Here is a 15,638-nt window from a genome sequence, read left to right as displayed (position 1 = left end):
GTGCCTCCATGCTGCAGTTCCTTGCCACCAGCACGCCCTTCTTCGCTGTGATCGCGCTCGGCGCCTTCACGGCCTGGCGCGGGCTGTTCAGTGCCGACGCGGTCAGGGTGTTCAACACCTTCGCCTTCATGGTGGCGACGCCGGCGATGGTGCTGCGGGTGATGTCGCGCCAGCCGATCGCGGAATTGTGGAACGGCATCTTCTTCGCCGCGCTGGCGCTGATCGGGGTCGCGGTGCTCGCGCTTGCCATCACCCTGCAGCGACGCCTGCTCGGCCTGCCCTTCCCGAATGCCGTATCGCGGGGCCAAGCGCTGGTCGGCGGCAATTTCGCCTTTCTCGGCATTCCGCTGATGCTCGCCTTCCTCGGCGACAGCGCCGCGGCGCCGATCGCGATCGGCCTGATCTGCGACACCGCCCTGATCGTGCCGCTCTCGATCGGGCTGATCGAGGCCGGACGCGGCAAGGGCTCACCATTGGCGATCGCGCTCAAGCTCGTGCGCGGCACGATCGTCAACCCGTTCATGCTCTCGATCATGGCTGGCATCGCCCTGTCGCTGAGCGGGATCGCGCTGCCGGAGCCGGTCGACCGTTTCCTGCTCTTCCTCGGCGCCTCGGCGGCGCCAGTCGGCGTCTTCGCGCTGGGGATCGCCGCCTTCCAGTGGAGCCGCCAGGGCAGATTGCCCCTGCGCGGCGTGCTGCCGCTGGTCGTCGGCAAGCTCGTCTTGCATCCCTTGCTGACTTGGGTGGTGCTGGCGCTGGTGCTGAAGCTCGATCCGTTCTGGGTCCAGGCCGGCGTGCTCTATGCGGCGCTGCCGATCGCGGCCAATGTTTTCGTCATTTCCGAACGCTTCGATACCGGCAGCCGCCCGATCGCGGCCGCGATCGTGATCTCGACCGCCGCAGCCGCCCTCACCTTCCCCCTCGCGATCTGGCTGATCTCGCCCTGATCGCCTGCCCGGAGACATCCATGCCCAGCCAGCTCTTTCAGCCCTTCGATCTCGGCGGCCTGCACCTGTCCAACCGCATCGTGATCGCGCCGATGTGCCAGTACTCGGCGGAGGACGGTTCAGCCACCGACTGGCACCTGATCCATCTCGGTAACCTATCCTTGTCGGGTGCCGGGCTGCTGATCATCGAGGCGACGGCGGTCGAGCCGGAGGGGCGGATCAGCCCGGACGATCTCGGTCTGTGGAGCGATGCCAACGAAGCGGCGCTGGGGCGTGTGCTCGACGCCCTCCGCCGTCATTCCGACATGCCTGTTGGCATCCAGCTCGGCCATGCCGGCCGCAAGGCCTCGGTGTACTCGCCCTGGACCGGCGGCGGGCAGCGTCCGCTCGAGGATCGCGGCTGGCAGCCGCTCGCTCCCTCAGCCTTACCGATGCAGGCCAATGACCGGCCGCCGCTGCCGATCGATTCAGCCGGGTTGAAGCGAATCCGCGAGGCCTTCGTCGCGACGGCGCGCCGGGCGGCGCGGCTCGGCCTGCAGGCGATCGAGCTGCATTGCGCCCATGGCTATCTGCTGCACCAGTTCCTGTCGCCGCTGGCGAACCAGCGCGACGATGCCTATGGCGGCTCGCTGGAGAACCGCATGCGCTTTCCGCTGGAGGTCTTCGATGCGGTCCGCGAGGCGGTTCCAGCCGCGATCCCGGTCGGCGTGCGCGTCTCCGGGACCGACTGGGTTGAGGGCGGCTGGGACATCGGCCAGACCGTCGCCTTCTGCGAGGCGCTGAAGGCGCGTGGCGTCAGCTTCATCCACGTTTCCAGCGGCGGCGTCTCGGCGGCGCAGAAGATTGCGCTGTCGCCTGGCTACCAGGTGCCGCTGGCCCGGGCGGTGAAGGCGGCGACGGGCGTGCCGACCATCGCCGTCGGCCTGATCACCGATTACGAGCATGCCGAGGCGGTCGTCGCGGGCGGCGATGCCGACATGGTCGCGCTGGCGCGCGGCATCCTCTACGAGCCACGCTGGCCCTGGCATGCCGCCGCCCATCTCGGCGCCAGCGTCAAGGCGCCGAAACAGTATCTGCGCTCGCAGCCGAGCCGGTTCCGGACGCTGTTCGAGAGCTGAGGGCAGGCAGGCTCAATCGCCCGGCTGCGCGCCCTCATAGCCCTCGATGATGACGAGGTCGACCGGGCCGACCTTGGCGAGGTGCTGCACCGCCGCCTGGTACTCCGGCGAGTCGTAGCAGGCGCGCGCCGTCTCGATGTCCTTGAACTCGATGACGACATTGTGCTTGCGGCCCTCGCCGCGAGCGAGCTTGTACTCGCCGCCCCGGACGACGAACCTTGCGCCGTATTTGGCGAAGGCGATGGCGTTGAGCGAGCGATAGGTGGCGTATTCCGACTCGTTCTGCACGTCGAGCCGGGCGATCCAGTAGCCTTTCGCCATGCTCAGGCTCCTTCGACCGCGATCAGGTCGATCTCGCCGGCGCCCTCGCGCAGCTTGCGTGCCTCGCCATACTCGGCCGAGAACAGATAGGCCTTGGCTGTTGCATAATCGGGGAATTCGAGGACGACGTTGCGGGCCCGGCCTTCGCCCTCGCCGACCGACATCTGGCCGCCGCGCACCAGGGGCGTGCCGCCATATTGCTTGATCACCTCGGACGCCTTGGCGGCGTAGACCGCCCATAGCGTCGCATTGGTCACCTTGGCGCGACCGATCACATATCCCTTGGGCATTTGCCGCTTCCGTATCCGATGGAAAGGAGCGGCAGACTAAGCGGCGCTCGCGATCTCGTCCATGACCGCGGCGGCCGCTGCACGCGGGTCTGCCGCGCGGATGATGGGACGCCCGACGACGAGATGGTCGGCGCCGGCGCGGATCGCCTCGGCCGGCGTAAGCGTACGCTTCTGGTCGCCGACGGCGCTGCCGGCCGGGCGGATGCCGGGGGTGACGATCGCCATGTCCGGCCCGATCACGCCGCGGACGATCTCGGTCTCGGCTGCGGAGCAGACGATGCCGTCGACCCCCGCGGTGCGGGCTTGCTGGGCGCGCATGCGCACGAGATCGCGTACCGCGAGCCCGTAGCCGGCATCCTTCAGGTCGCCATCGTCATAGGAGGTCAGGGCAGTGACGGCGAGCAGCTTCAGCGCCGCCTCGCCGCGCCCCTCAACCGCGCCGCGCATGGTCTGCGGATAGGCGTGAACGGTCAGGAAGGTGACGCCGAGCTTGGTCAGCGACTCCACGCCCTCGGTGACGGTGTTGCCGATGTCGTGCAGCTTGAGATCGAGGAAGACCTTCTTGCCCTCGGTCACAAGCTGGCGGGCGAGATCGAGCCCCCCAGCGAAGGCAAGCCGGTAGCCGATCTTGTAGAAGCTCGCCCCGTCGCCCAGCGTCGAGACGATGCGGTAGGCGTCCCAGACCGTCGGCACGTCGAGCGCAACGATCATGCGGTCCCGGAGATCATTGATCTTCTGCGTCATCGCCCTGCCCTCCACCTGCTCCTTGGTGAAAGGCACGATTCGAGTTGGCGCGCAAGGATTATCTCATTTTTGAGACAGATCTTCTTTTCGATCTGAGTGCAAAGGCGCGCCGCGGAACGCCTCACTCATCCTCGTCATGAGGCTTCGCCGCCAGCACCTGCGCGAACACTTGCGTCCAGACCTCCGGCGGCTGCGCACCTGACACCGCGAGCTTGCCGTCGACGATGAAGAACGGCACGCCGGTGACGCCGACCTTCTGGGCGTGCGCCTCGAGCCCGATCACGGTCTCGCGCAATTCGTCGTTGGCAAGCTCGTCGCGCGCAGCCTGCTCGTCGAAGCCCTGCTCGGCGGCGATCGCGACCAGCGTCTCGATATCGCCGATATCGCGCCCGTCCTGCCAATAGGCCTTGAACAGCGCCGCGGTCATCTCGCCGCCGCGCTGCACGGTCGCGGCAGCGGCGACGAGCATATGCGCCATGCGAGTGTTGACGCTCTTCGTCACCTTCGCCCAGTTGAAGGTGACTCCGCTCTCCAGCGCCGCCTCGGACAGGCGCAACTCGATCTCGCGGCGCTTGCCGGGTCCGAACTTGGCGTCGAGATAGGCGGTGCGGTCCATGCCGTCAGCCGGCATCTCCGGATTGAGCTCATAGGGCAGCCAGGTGATGGCGACACGCTCGGTGAGATTGTGATTGGCGAGTGCCGTTTCGAGCCGGGTCTTGCCGATGAAACACCAGGGGCAGGCGATGTCAGAGACGATCGCGAGCGGCAGCTTGTCCTGCATTGATGATCTCCGCTCAAACTGTTTGGACCGGGTCGCCGTAATGGGCGAGCAACGCGTCCGAAGTCAAAAGGGTCAGGCTTTCGGCCCGAGCCTGCGCGACCAGCATCCGGTCGAACGGGTCCTTGTGATGGCTCGGCAGCCTATCCAATACGAGAACGTGCTCCCCGAGCACCGGCATCTCGCGATAACCGTTGTCGAGCAGGCCACGCCGCAGAACCTGCAAACTGACAGAGAAATCCGCCCTTCCGAGGGCATTCTTGATCGCGATCTCCCACAGGCTGACGACGCTGAAGAGCAGTTCGTTGTCGGGATCCTGCAGCAGGTGCAGAGCTTTCGCGGACAACCGGTGTGGTTGTCCCGCACTCCATAACAGCAAATGCGTATCCAGCAGCAGCTTCACGAACGGCTTTCGAACAGGCTGACGATCTCCTCGGCTCCCATTCGGTCGAAATCGTCAGGCACGCTGATCTCTCCATCCATGAAGCCTATGCGCCGAACCAATCGGAGCTCCCCCTCATCGAGCGGCACGAGCTTGACCATCGGCTTTCCGGCCTTGGCAATAACGACGCTCTCGCCCTTCGACACCCGCTCGACCAAGCGCGAGAGATTGGTCTTGGCTTCGTGGATGTTCACTGTCTTCATGTCCGCTCTCGAACTTAGTTCATCGGACTTAGTCTAGCACCCAGCCTTTGGGATCGATACCGCAGTTTATATCGGCGGATAGGCGTGGAGATCGCCATGGCGATCCTCCGCGAAGCCTTGCGCGCCGGGCGTCTCGCAGCCCGAAAGGAAGGCGGGTCCGACCGGGATCTTGCCGGCTCCGCCAGGGATGTCGAGGATATAGGTCGGCTGGCACAGGCCGGAAAGGTTGCCGCGCAGGCTTTTGACGAGGGCTTGCCCCTCGGCCAGCGAGAGCCGGAAATGCGAGGTTCCCGGCGCGAGATCGGGATGGTGCAGGTAATACGGCTTGACCCGGTTCTCGACGAAGGCGCGCATCAGCGCCGACAGCGTCTCGACATCGGCGTTGACACCCCTGAGCAGCACGCTCTGGCTAACGAGGACATGACCGGCGTCGACAAGACGCGCCAAAGCAGCCTTCGATTCCGCAGTGAACTCGCGCGGATGGTTGGCGTGGACGGCGATGTAGCTCGCCTTGCCGGGAATGCGCAGCGCCCGGACATAGTCCTCGGTGATGCGCTCGGGCTGGACCATCGGCACGCGCGTATGCCAGCGCGCCACCTTGATATGCGGGATTGCGGCGAGGCGCTTCGCCACCTCGCGCACGCGACGGGCGGACAGGATCAGCGGATCGCCGCCGGTCATGATCACCTCCCAGATCTCCGGGCGGGAGGTCAGATAGGCGAGCGCGGCCTCGAGCTTGTCGCCGGTCAGGGCATCGCCGCCGGGGCCGACCATCTCGCGGCGGAAGCAGAAGCGGCAATAGACCGGGCAGGCGTGGACCAGCTTGAGCAGGGCCCGGTCCGGGTAGCGGTGGACCACGCCCTCGACGGGCGAATGCGCCTCGTCACCGATCGGATCGGCGAGTTCCTCCGGCAGCGTGGTCAGCTCGGCCGCAGCGGGAATGAACTGGCGGGCGATCGGATCGGCTTCGTCGGCGGGGTCGATCAATGCCGCGATCGCCGGCGTCACCGAGACGGCATAGCGCTTCGCCACCTGCGCCAGCATCTCGCGCTTTTCGGGCGCAACGAGGCCGCGCTCGACGAGGGCGTCGAGCGTCCTGAGCGGCTGGCCTGGCGGCTGGTGGATCGTCATCGCCCTCCCCTGCCCGGTTCCGCGACCGGCGTCCAGAGCACATCCTCGATCCGGCGCGCGCCGGTGGCGAGCATGACGAGCCGGTCGAAGCCGAGCGCGATGCCCGAAGCCTGCGGCATCAGCGCGAGCGCAGCCAGGAAATCCTCGTCGATCGGATAGCGCTCGCCATAGATGCGCTGCTTCTCGTCCATGTCGGCCTCGAAACGCCGACGCTGCTCGTCCGAGTCGGTCAATTCGCCGAAGGCATTGGCGAGCTCGACGCCACAGGCATAGAGCTCGAAGCGCTCGGCGACGCGCGGATCGCCCGGCTTCGGCCGGGCCAGCGCCGCCTCCGAGATCGGGTATTCGCACAGGATGGTGGCGCGGCCACGGCCGAGCTGTGGCTCGACCCTCTCGGAGAGGACGCGGCTGAAGATGTCGGACCAGCTGTCGTCCTCGGCGAGGCGGATACCGGCGGCCTGCGCCTGCGCGGCCAGCGCCGCGCGATCAGTCGCGCCATCGTCAGCGATCGTCGCCAGCAGGTCGATGCCGGCATGGCGGGCGAAGGCCTCGTGCAAGGTCACGCGCTCGGGCTCGGCGAAGGGATCGACCTCGCTGCCGCGCCAGCGCAGGAGCGTCGTGCCGGCGGCCCGCGCCGCCTCGGCCAGCAGCGCCGCGCAGTCCTGCATCAGCGCCTCATAGTTCTCGCCGGCGCGATACCACTCCAGCATGGTGAACTCTGGATGGTGCAGCGCCGTGCGCTCGCGATTGCGGAAGACGCGGGCGAAATCGAAGATGCGCGGCTCGCCGGCGGCCAGCAGCTTCTTGGCGGCGAATTCCGGCGAGGTGTGCAGGTAATAGGGATGGTCGGCGCCGGCGTCGTCGATCAGCGTCGTGGCAAAGCCGTGCAGATGCGTCTCGTTGCCGGGCGAGACCTGCAGGATCGCCGCCTCGACCTCGACGAAATCGCGGGCGTCGAACCAGCGCCGCAGCGCCGCCTTGATCCGACTACGGGCAAGAAGCATGGGGCGCCGGTCGGCATGGATGTCCGGCCGCCAGAAGGGCGGGTGGGTCTGGCTCATCACATCTCTCTATAGCGAAAGCCGCGCAAACCGGCCTGCGCGCTTCCGTTTGCGCCTCGAATGCGGTAGTGGCGCGGCACAGGAATTCGCATAGCGCGCGGACAGCGCCCGCGCCAGCCAAGGAAATAGTCACGTGGTCAAGGTCATCGCCTCCTCCGTCCGCAAGGGCAACGTCCTCGAAGTCGATGGGCATCTCTGCTCGGTGCTCTCGGCCGAGAGCTTCTTCCCGGGCAAGGGCACGCCGACGACGCAGATCGACATGCGCCGCATCGCCGACGGCGTGAAGGTCACGCAGCGCTACAAGACGACCGAGCAGGTCGAGCGCGCCTATGTCGAGGACCGCGACTTCACCTATCTCTATCAGGACGGCGAGCAATACGTCTTCATGAACCCCGAGACCTTCGACCAGCTTCCGGTCGATGGCGACGTGGTCGGCGACATGGCGCCCTATCTCCAGGAAGGCATGAAGGTCACGCTCTCGGTGTTCGACGACCGGGCCGTCGCGATCGAGCTGCCGCAGCGCGTCACCCTCGAAGTCGCCGAGACCGAGCCGGTGACGAAGGGCCAGACGGCCTCCTCCTCCTACAAGCCGGCGATCCTCTCGAACGGCGTGCGCAGCGCCGTGCCGCCGCATATCGGCGTCGGCACCCGCATCGTGGTGATGACGGCCGACGGCTCCTATGTCGAGCGCGCCAAGGATTGATCCAGGCGCCCGCTGACAGCGGCAGCAAAAGGCTTATATCGACGAATGCAGCGGGCCCTTTCCGGGCCCGTTTTCGCTGATGAGGGTTCTTCGATGCCGCTTTCCGCCTATGACGCCGTCTTCCCAGGTTTCATCCAGACCCTGAAGGCGCTCGACGCCATCCTCGACAAGGCGGTGGCCGAGGCCTCGCAGCGCAAGATCCAGGCGGAGGTGCTTCTGGCGAGCCGGCTCGCCCCGGACATGCTGTCCTTCACCCGGCAGGTCCAGCTGATGTCGGATTTCGCCAAGAACGCTGCGGCGCGGGTGAGCGGAGCGGAGAACCCGCGCTTCCCCGACGAGGAGAAGAGCTTCGAGGAGCTGAAGGCGCGGATCGCCAGGACGCTGGACTTCGTCGCCTCGGTCGACAAGGCGGCGCTCGATGCCGGGCTCGACAAGGACGTGACCTTCCCGCGCGGCCCCTCGGCGACCGTCACCATGAAGGGCGCCGACTATCTCACGCGCTTTGCCGTGCCGAACTTCTATTTCCACGCCACCACGGCCTACGACATCCTGCGCGAGAACGGCTTCCAGATCGGTAAGCAGGACTTCCTCAAGGGCGTGTTCGACGCCTGAGCCTTTACGCGTCATGCTCGCCCTTGTGGCGAGCATCCACGCCTTGAACACCACCTTGCCCGAAGGAAGACGTGGATGGTCGGGACAAGCCCGACCATGACGGAAAGGGGTCTGCCCCTGATAGCCACCCCTCTCACAGGTAAGGCGAGCAGAGCCAGAGCATCCGGTCGAGCAGGCGCAAGGGGAAGGGCCGTGCCCGCAGCTCCTTCAGCGTGACCGGGCGCGCCCTGGCGATCGCAGCGTCGATGCGCTCCTCGATGCCGCGGGCGAAGCTTTCGTCAAGCACTTCGAGATCGATCTCGAAGTTCAGCCGGAGCGAGCGCGCATCGAGATTGGACGAGCCGACATAGGCCCAGGTCCCGTCGATCGCGAGCAGCTTGGAATGGTCGAAGGAGCCGGTGGCGCGCCAGATCCTGCAGCCATCCTTCAGCACCTGGTCGAACTGTGCTCGCATGGCCCGGTCGACCAGGACAAGATTGTTGACGTCGGGCACGACGATGTCGACGGCGACACCGCGCCGTGCCGCCGTGACCAACGCGCTGATCAACTCACGATCCGGCAGGAAATAAGGTGACATGATCCGGATCGAGGTCCGCGCCACCGAGAAGGCGCCGATCAGCAGCTTGTGATTGGTCTCCAGGCTGGCATCGGGGCCCGAGGCGACGGCGCGCAGCAGCACCGTCGGGCCGTGTGCAGCAGCTTGCGGCACAACTGCCCAGGCCTCGCCGGAGAGCTCCTCGCCCGAGGCGAAGCGCCAATCCTCAGCCGCGACGCCGAACAGATCCTCGACGACCGGGCCCTCGACCCGGAAATGCGTGTCGTGTCCGGCGGCCTCGCCGGCGAACTCGGTGGTGAAGCCCTGGCGGATGTTCATGCCCCCCGCGAAGGCGATACGGCCATCGACGATCAGCAACTTGCGGTGGGTGCGCAGATTCGCATAGGGCAACCGCAGGCCGATGATGATGTTGCCGTTGAAGACGTCGACCGGCACGCCGCCCTTCTGCAGATAACCGACGATGCTCGGCACCGAATAGCGGGCGCCGACCGCATCGATCAGCACACGCACCGCGACGCCGCGCCCGTAAGCTGCGATCAGCGCGTCGGCGATGCGCAGGCCGAGCGGGTCGCGGTCGAAGATATAGGTCTCAAGGATGATGGAGCGTTCGGCCGCCGCGATCGCCGCGACCATCGCGGCATAGGCCTCGTCGCCGGTCCTGAGCACCGCGATGGCATTGCCCGTCTTGAGATGGCGAAGCGTCGCCTTGTCGCCCAAGGTCTTCAGCGCAGCGAAGCGGCGGCCGACATCGCCCGCGACCTCCGCGTCGGAAACCTCGAATGTCTGCGCCAGCGGGAAGGCGCCGAAACGATGCCGGCGCTGCGAGACGATCGAGGCGCGGCGGATGCGGTTGATGCCGCCGACCGCATAGATCAGCGGCCCGACGATCGGCGAGAGCACGATGACGCCGACCCAGCCGATCGCGGCGCGGACCTCGTCCTTGGTCATCGCGGCATGGCTGGCCGCGACAACGGTCAGAACCAGCGAGGCGAAGCCGAGGATATGCGGCCAATAGGCGGAGAGAATCTCCCACATGCGGGCGACTATCGCATGGGAAACGAAACCGGCAATGCGATCAGCTTCTTACCGAGACGCGCCGACTTTCATGGCGGAGCCCCCTTGAAAGGGCAGGATCATAATCCCATATCGCGGCCACGCGGATGTCGAGGGCGTTCCACTGTCCTCCGTCCCGTTGAAGACGGCCATGAGCCCGAAGGTAGCGACGCCGGATGTACGCGCGCCCTTCCGGACATGGCCGTTGGCGTTTCTGGAACACGTCATGCTCGGGCTCGACCCGAGCATCTCAGGCCGGATGAGGCTCTGTTTGGTGCCTTCTCGTCATGAGATTCTCGGGTCTGCGCTACGCTCCGCCCGAGAATGACGGCGCTCCTACTGCGAATTCCCCTGCAGGAACGGATTGGTCCGGCGCTCCTCGCCGAGCGTGCTGGCCGGGCCGTGGCCTGGCAGGAACTGGACGTCGTCACCGAGCGGCAGCAGCTTGCCCTTTATCCCGCCGATCAGGTCCTTGTGGTTGCCATAGGGGAAATCGGTACGGCCGACCGAGCCGGCGAAGACCGTGTCGCCGGCGAGCAGGAAACGCAGATCCTTCTGGAACAGCGTGACATGGCCGGGCGTGTGCCCCGGCACATGCTGGACGGAGAATTCGATATCGCCGACCGAGACGGTGTCGCCCTCGGCGAGCCAGCGCGTCGGCGTCACCGCCTGCACGCCACGCATCTCGAACATCAGCCCCTGCTGCGGCAGCGCGTCGAGCAGGAACTTGTCGGCCTCGTGCGGACCGATGATCGGCAGGTTGAGCACGCCAGCGAGCTCGGTCGCGCCACCGGCATGGTCGATATGGCCATGGGTCAGCCAGATCGCGACCGGCGTGACGCCGAGCTCAGTCAGTGCGCCGCGGATGCGCTCGACATCGCCGCCGGGATCGACGATCGCGGCCTCCTTGGTGCGCGTGCACCAGACGATCGAACAGTTCTGCTGGAAGGGCGTCACCGGCACGACGGCGATGCCGAGCGGGGAGGTCATGTCGTCGGTCATTCCATCATCCCGTCATCGGTCCAGTCAAAACCCCGCAGTGCATGCGCGGCGCCTCTGCGCAACTGCCATACTCCAAACACCGCCTTGGCCAAACCCGCTCGCCCGGCCGTGTTTCGAAGCCAAGGGGCAATGGCAGTCATACCCGCGAAGCGATTCAGGACACAGGATGCAGCAACCGACCGATCCGCATCCAGGCACTTTAGCAAAAGCAGCTAAGTTTCCGGCGCAGCGATAGGGCAAGCTATCAGCCATGACCAACGATCGAACGGAACGGGATTATCGCATCCGCGTGGCTCGCGCGGTCGCCGCCATCGTCGCCGACCCGATGGCCAATTCCCGGCTCGATGATCTCGCACGCCTCGCCAATTTCTCACCCTTTCATTTTCACCGCGTCTATGCCGGCGTCGTCGGCGAGACGGTAGCGGCCACCGTCCGCCGCGTTCGGCTGGCCCTTGCGACCCGTCTCCTGACCAGCTCGAACGAGAGCATCACGCAAGTGGCGCTGGCGGTCGGCTATGACAGCCCGCAAGCCTTCGCGCGCGCCTTTCACGAATTCACCGGGCAATCGCCACGCGCATTCCGGCAACAGATGACGCAAGCGTTCGTTGCTGCCGAAATGGCGCCCCTGCTCCCCGACGACGCATCCCTGCCTGCTGTCACGATCGTCGAGCGGCCGGCACGGCAACTGCGTGCGCTGCGGCATGTCGGATCGTTCGCGACCATCCCCCATACGCATCGGCAACTGCGCCAGCGCGCCGGTCCACGCACCATCGCGGAGAAATGGGGCGCCTCATTCGGCAACCCCGAACATGCCGGCCGCTTCCAATATTACGCCGCCATCGCCTCACCCGATCCCTGGCCAGAGAACTCGGAGGTCGAGACGCTGGAGATCCCCGGCGGCCGCTATGCCGTGCACCGGCTGGTCGGCCCATACACCCGGATCAATGCCACTGCACAGGCCATCTACACCAGATGGATGCCAGCCAGCGGCTACGAGCCGGACGATCGGCCGACGCTGGAGCACTATCTCGATACATCGTCGCGCGGAATCGCGCCCGCCGCCCTGCGCACCGACCTGTTCATCCCCATCCGCAGTGCGAGCCCGCCATGACCCTCCGTCGCCTTGTCTCCTGCATCGCGTTTTGCCTTGCGACCTCGCTGACGCAGGCTGCCGGGCTCAAATCCATCGACATTCCCGCCGAAGGAGCATCCCAACCGCTCAAGGGGGCGGTCTGGTATCCATGCAATCGGCCCGTAAGCGAGACGCGGATCGGCCCCTTCGTCCTATCCGTCAGCATGAATTGCCCGCTCGCTGGCGAGAAGCGCCCGCTGATCGTGGTGTCGCATGGCAGGACCGGCAGCTTCCTCGGGCACCGCGATACGGCGCAAGTCTTGGCCGATGCCGGCTTCATCGTCGTTGCGATCAATCATCCCGGCGACACCAGCCTAGACCAGAGCCGCACCCTCGAGTTCCCGATCTTCATCGAGCGGCCAGCCGACATCAAGCGTACGATCGACTACATGCTCGGCGCGTGGCCCGATGCGGCCAGGATCGATGCCGGGCGGATCGGCTTCTTCGGCTTTTCCCGCGGCGGCTATACCGGGCTCGTCGCCGTCGGCGCCAACCCTCAGTTCGGCAAGCGCCTCAGGCTCTGCGAGGGCAAGAGCGACCCGCTCTGCGAGCAGGTCCACAAAGGAGGGCTGCCGGAACTCAGCCATGATGCGCGCATCAAGGCGGCGGTCATTGTCGATCCGCTCAGCGTCTTCTTCACACAGGAGAGCTTCAGGAACGTGCGGGTGCCGGTTCAGCTCTGGGGCTCGGAACGCGGCGGCGACGGCGTCACTCCGAAGAGTGTCGTGGACATGGCAGGCTGGCTGCCGACGAAGCCCGACTTCCACGTCGCGCCCGGCTCCCAGCATTTTTCCTTCCTGCCGCCCTGCCCGGCCGAACTGGCGCAATCGGCAGCCGAACTCTGCAGCGACCAGCCCGGTTTCGACCGGGCTGCCTTCCACGCCGATTTCAACGCCCGGGTGCTGGCCTTCTTCAAGGCGCAGCTCGGCGAGCCGCCGGAGATCAGGTAGTCAGCGCCGCCCACAGCGATTGGCGAGCAGCACCCGGTAATCGGCGAGCGACTGGTCCATCTGCGCGACGTTCTCCTCGCGCTGCCGGCCGGTCTGGCAGGTCGCGAAGACCGAGCGCGCCTTCTGCATGAAGGCGACATGGTCGCGCCAGGCGGCGCACTGCGTCGCCTGGTCGGCCGTCGCGACCTGCTGCATCTTGTACTGCCGCTGGCGCATCGCCGCCTCGTTCTGGAACAGGTCGCGCGTGCAGGTCGCCGGAACGGGACGGGGCTGTGCCAGGGCGAGCGCAGGAACCAGGGTCAGCAGGACGGCGACGGCAGCACGAACGATCATCCGAGATTCAGCTCCTTGAAGAAGTCGTTGCCCTTGTCGTCGATGACGATGAAGGCCGGGAAGTCCTCGACCTCGATGCGCCAGACCGCTTCCATGCCGAGCTCGGGATACTCAAGCACTTCGACCTTGCGGATGCAGTCCTGGGCGAGACGCGCCGCCGGGCCGCCGATCGAGCCGAGATAGAAGCCGCCATGGGCCTTGCAGGCCTCGCGGACCTGGGCCGAGCGGTTACCCTTGGCCAGCATCACCATCGAGCCGCCGAAGGACTGGAACTGGTCGACGAAGGAGTCCATCCGGCCGGCCGTGGTCGGGCCGAAGGAGCCGGAGGCGAAGCCCTCGGGCGTCTTGGCCGGGCCGGCGTAATAGACCGGGTGGTTCTTCAGATAATCCGGCATGCCCTGGCCGTTCTCCAGCCGCTCGCGGATCTTGGCGTGGGCCGAGTCGCGCGCGACGATGATCGTTCCGGTCAGCGAGAGCCGGGTCTTCACCGGGTATTTCGTCAATGTGGCGAGAATCTCGCTCATCGGGCGGTTGAGGTCGATCTTGACGACGTCGCCGCCGAGCTTGGCCTCGTCGATCTCCGGCAGGTACTTCGACGGATCGGTCTCCAGCGCCTCCAGGAAGATGCCATCCTTGGTGATCTTGCCCTTGGCCTGGCGGTCGGCCGAGCAGGAGACGCCGAGGCCGATCGGCAGCGAGGCGCCGTGTCGCGGCAGACGGATGACGCGCACGTCATGGCAGAAATACTTGCCGCCGAACTGCGCGCCGACGCCGAGCGCCTGCGTCAGCTTGTGGACCTCCTCCTCCATTTCGAGGTCGCGGAAGGCATGGCCGCTGGCTGAGCCCGTGGTCGGCAGCGCGTCGAGATATTTGGTCGAGGCGAGCTTGACCGTCTTGAGGTTCTGCTCGGCCGAGGTGCCGCCGATGACGATGGCGAGGTGATAGGGCGGGCAGGCGGCCGTGCCGAGCGTCAGGATCTTCTCCTTCAGGAACGCCATCATCCGGTCCTTGGTGAGGAGCGAGGGCGTCGCCTGGAAGAGGAAGGTCTTGTTGGCCGAGCCGCCGCCCTTGGCGACGAAGAGGAATTTGTAGGCGTCCTCGCCCTCGGCATAGATGTCGATCTGCGCCGGCAGATTGGTCGCGGTGTTCTTCTCCTCGAACATGGAGAGCGGCGCGACCTGGGAATAGCGCAGATTGCGCTTGAGATAGGCGTCGTAAACGCCCTCGCCGAGCGCCGCCTCGTCATCGCCCTCGGTCCAGACCTTGCGGCCCTTCTTGCCCATGATGATCGCCGTACCGGTGTCCTGGCACATCGGCAGCACGCCGCCCGCGGCGATGTTGGCGTTCTTGAGCAGGTCATAGGCGACGAAGCGGTCGTTTCCGGTCGCTTCTGGGTCGTCGAGGATCTTGGCGAGCTGGGCGAGATGGCCCGGACGCAGCAGATGGTTGATGTCGATGAAGGCCTGCTCGGAAAGCCGCTTGATCGCCTCGCGCGAGACGCTCAGGACCTCGCGCCCACCGATCGTCTCGACGCTGACGCCCTCAGCTCCGAGCGAGCGGTAAGGCGTCTTGTCCTCGCCGAGAGGGAAGAGATCGACATGGGTATAGGCCATCGGCGGCACTCCGCGGTTCGACGGCGCCGCACGCGGCGCCTCTTGCGCCGCGTCATAGCCCCTCGGGGCAAGGCCTCCAAGTCCAGACTGAAATCATTCCAAGTCGAGCACAGCGGCGCGTCAGGCAGCCTTGGCAGCGGTCTCGGCCAGGATCGCATAGATCGCGGCCGGGTCATGCGCATGGCGCACCTGCTCCAGAACCGCCTGGTTGCGCAGCACGCGGGCGACGCGGGCCAGCGCCTTGAGATGATCGGCCCCCGCCCCTTCCGGGGCGATCAGCACGAAGATGATATCGACCGGCTGGCCGTCCAGCGCCTCGAAATCGATCGGCTTCTCGGCACGGGCGAACAGGCCGACGAGCCGTTCGATCCCGGCCATGCGGCCGTGCGGAATGGCGATGCCATCGCCGATCCCTGTGGAGCCCAGACGTTCGCGCTGGAGCAGGGATTCGAACAGTTCACGCTCTGGCAGGCCGGTGAGCAGGGCGGCGTGCTGCGCCAGCTCCTGCAGGGCCTGCTTCTTGCTGTTGGCGCGCAGCGGCGAGATCACCGCATCGGGCCGGAGAAGATCGGTCAGCGTCATAACCCAATCCATGCATGTCCCGTGCCGGAATGCAGGCGCCACCGGCATCCCGGCCGGCGCCCGAACT

Annotated in this window: 19 protein-coding genes; 6 read left to right on the top strand and 13 right to left on the bottom strand. The window is 66.4% G+C overall.

The features are described 5' to 3' along the window. Positions 1-8 precede the first annotated feature (8 nt). A complete protein-coding gene (locus ACQKLX_RS15240; protein ID WP_427362411.1) occupies positions 9-947 on the top strand; it encodes an AEC family transporter in 939 nt (312 codons plus the stop codon). Between the two features lie 20 nt (positions 948-967). Next, positions 968-2,065, top strand: coding sequence for an NADH:flavin oxidoreductase/NADH oxidase (locus ACQKLX_RS15235; protein WP_427362410.1), 1,098 nt, complete (start codon positions 968-970; stop codon positions 2,063-2,065). 12 nt (positions 2,066-2,077) lie between these two features. Here the strand turns inward: ACQKLX_RS15235 and ACQKLX_RS15230 are convergent, their stop codons facing one another. The 8 genes from ACQKLX_RS15230 to epmA form a co-directional block, all read right to left on the bottom strand. Beyond that, the gene (locus tag ACQKLX_RS15230; RefSeq protein ID WP_427362409.1) at positions 2,078-2,386 is read right to left on the bottom strand and encodes a DUF1330 domain-containing protein; all 309 of its coding nucleotides are present in this window, start codon (positions 2,384-2,386) and stop codon (positions 2,078-2,080) included. Between the two features lie 2 nt (positions 2,387-2,388). Continuing rightward, positions 2,389-2,676 (bottom strand): DUF1330 domain-containing protein, encoded by a 288-nt coding sequence (locus tag ACQKLX_RS15225; protein ID WP_427362408.1) that lies wholly within the window; start codon positions 2,674-2,676, stop codon positions 2,389-2,391. A gap of 36 nt (positions 2,677-2,712) precedes the next feature. Further along, positions 2,713-3,420, bottom strand: a complete 708-nt coding sequence (pyrF, locus tag ACQKLX_RS15220) for an orotidine-5'-phosphate decarboxylase (RefSeq protein WP_427362407.1) — start codon at positions 3,418-3,420, stop codon at positions 2,713-2,715. Between the two features lie 121 nt (positions 3,421-3,541). Continuing rightward, on the bottom strand, positions 3,542-4,201 hold the full coding sequence (locus ACQKLX_RS15215) for a DsbA family oxidoreductase (RefSeq protein ID WP_427362406.1): 660 nt from the start codon (positions 4,199-4,201) through the stop codon (positions 3,542-3,544). Positions 4,202-4,214: 13 nt separating this feature from the next. Next, a complete protein-coding gene (locus ACQKLX_RS15210; protein WP_427362405.1) occupies positions 4,215-4,601 on the bottom strand; it encodes a type II toxin-antitoxin system VapC family toxin in 387 nt (128 codons plus the stop codon). Next, entirely contained in the window at positions 4,598-4,843 is a 246-nt protein-coding gene (locus ACQKLX_RS15205; protein ID WP_427362404.1) for a type II toxin-antitoxin system Phd/YefM family antitoxin, read from the bottom strand. Before ACQKLX_RS15205 ends, ACQKLX_RS15210 begins: the two co-directional genes overlap by 4 nt. A 66-nt stretch (positions 4,844-4,909) precedes the next feature. Further along, positions 4,910-5,974 carry a lysine-2,3-aminomutase-like protein gene (locus ACQKLX_RS15200; RefSeq protein ID WP_427362403.1) on the bottom strand — a complete coding sequence of 355 codons (1,065 nt, stop codon included), beginning with the start codon at positions 5,972-5,974 and terminating at the stop codon, positions 4,910-4,912. Next, entirely contained in the window at positions 5,971-7,035 is a 1,065-nt protein-coding gene (gene epmA / locus ACQKLX_RS15195) for an EF-P lysine aminoacylase EpmA (protein WP_427362402.1), read from the bottom strand. Before epmA ends, ACQKLX_RS15200 begins: the two co-directional genes overlap by 4 nt. A gap of 133 nt (positions 7,036-7,168) precedes the next feature. On the opposite strand from epmA, the gene efp reads away from it, so the two are divergent. Further along, complete coding sequence (gene efp, locus ACQKLX_RS15190) at positions 7,169-7,738, top strand: elongation factor P (protein WP_427362401.1); 570 nt, start codon at positions 7,169-7,171, stop codon at positions 7,736-7,738. A 93-nt stretch (positions 7,739-7,831) separates the two neighbouring features. After that, complete coding sequence (locus ACQKLX_RS15185) at positions 7,832-8,350, top strand: DUF1993 domain-containing protein (protein WP_427362400.1); 519 nt, start codon at positions 7,832-7,834, stop codon at positions 8,348-8,350. A 133-nt stretch (positions 8,351-8,483) separates the two neighbouring features. Here the strand turns inward: ACQKLX_RS15185 and ACQKLX_RS15180 are convergent, their stop codons facing one another. Together ACQKLX_RS15180 and ACQKLX_RS15175 are read right to left on the bottom strand one after the other, a co-directional pair. Further along, positions 8,484-9,941, bottom strand: a complete 1,458-nt coding sequence (locus ACQKLX_RS15180; protein WP_427362399.1) for a phospholipase D-like domain-containing protein — start codon at positions 9,939-9,941, stop codon at positions 8,484-8,486. Positions 9,942-10,295: 354 nt separating this feature from the next. After that, a complete protein-coding gene (locus tag ACQKLX_RS15175; protein ID WP_427362549.1) occupies positions 10,296-10,949 on the bottom strand; it encodes an MBL fold metallo-hydrolase in 654 nt (217 codons plus the stop codon). 262 nt (positions 10,950-11,211) lie between these two features. On the opposite strand from ACQKLX_RS15175, the gene ACQKLX_RS15170 reads away from it, so the two are divergent. After that, the gene (locus ACQKLX_RS15170; RefSeq protein ID WP_427362398.1) at positions 11,212-12,072 is read left to right on the top strand and encodes an AraC family transcriptional regulator; all 861 of its coding nucleotides are present in this window, start codon (positions 11,212-11,214) and stop codon (positions 12,070-12,072) included. Further along, positions 12,069-13,043: an alpha/beta hydrolase family protein gene (locus tag ACQKLX_RS15165; protein WP_427362397.1), complete on the top strand. Its 975-nt coding sequence runs from the start codon at positions 12,069-12,071 to the stop codon at positions 13,041-13,043. The genes ACQKLX_RS15170 and ACQKLX_RS15165 overlap by 4 nt, the downstream gene beginning before the upstream one ends. On the opposite strand, the gene ACQKLX_RS15160 is transcribed toward ACQKLX_RS15165, so the two are convergent. The 3 genes from ACQKLX_RS15160 to ptsN all read right to left on the bottom strand — a co-directional run bounded on the left by ACQKLX_RS15160 (position 13,044) and on the right by ptsN (position 15,571). Further along, complete coding sequence (locus ACQKLX_RS15160) at positions 13,044-13,376, bottom strand: hypothetical protein (RefSeq protein ID WP_427362396.1); 333 nt, start codon at positions 13,374-13,376, stop codon at positions 13,044-13,046. After that, on the bottom strand, positions 13,373-14,989 hold the full coding sequence (locus tag ACQKLX_RS15155) for a fumarate hydratase (RefSeq protein ID WP_427362395.1): 1,617 nt from the start codon (positions 14,987-14,989) through the stop codon (positions 13,373-13,375). Before ACQKLX_RS15155 ends, ACQKLX_RS15160 begins: the two co-directional genes overlap by 4 nt. Positions 14,990-15,109: 120 nt before the next feature. Next, entirely contained in the window at positions 15,110-15,571 is a 462-nt protein-coding gene (ptsN, locus tag ACQKLX_RS15150; RefSeq protein WP_427362394.1) for a PTS IIA-like nitrogen regulatory protein PtsN, read from the bottom strand. Positions 15,572-15,638 lie beyond the last annotated feature (67 nt).

This window comes from Allobosea sp. NPDC003192, from assembly GCF_050275675.1.
GTDB lineage: Bacteria > Pseudomonadota > Alphaproteobacteria > Rhizobiales > Beijerinckiaceae > Allobosea.
The sequence above is the reverse complement of the archived record's forward strand: the minus strand, read 5'-3'. Positions and strand labels throughout refer to the sequence as shown.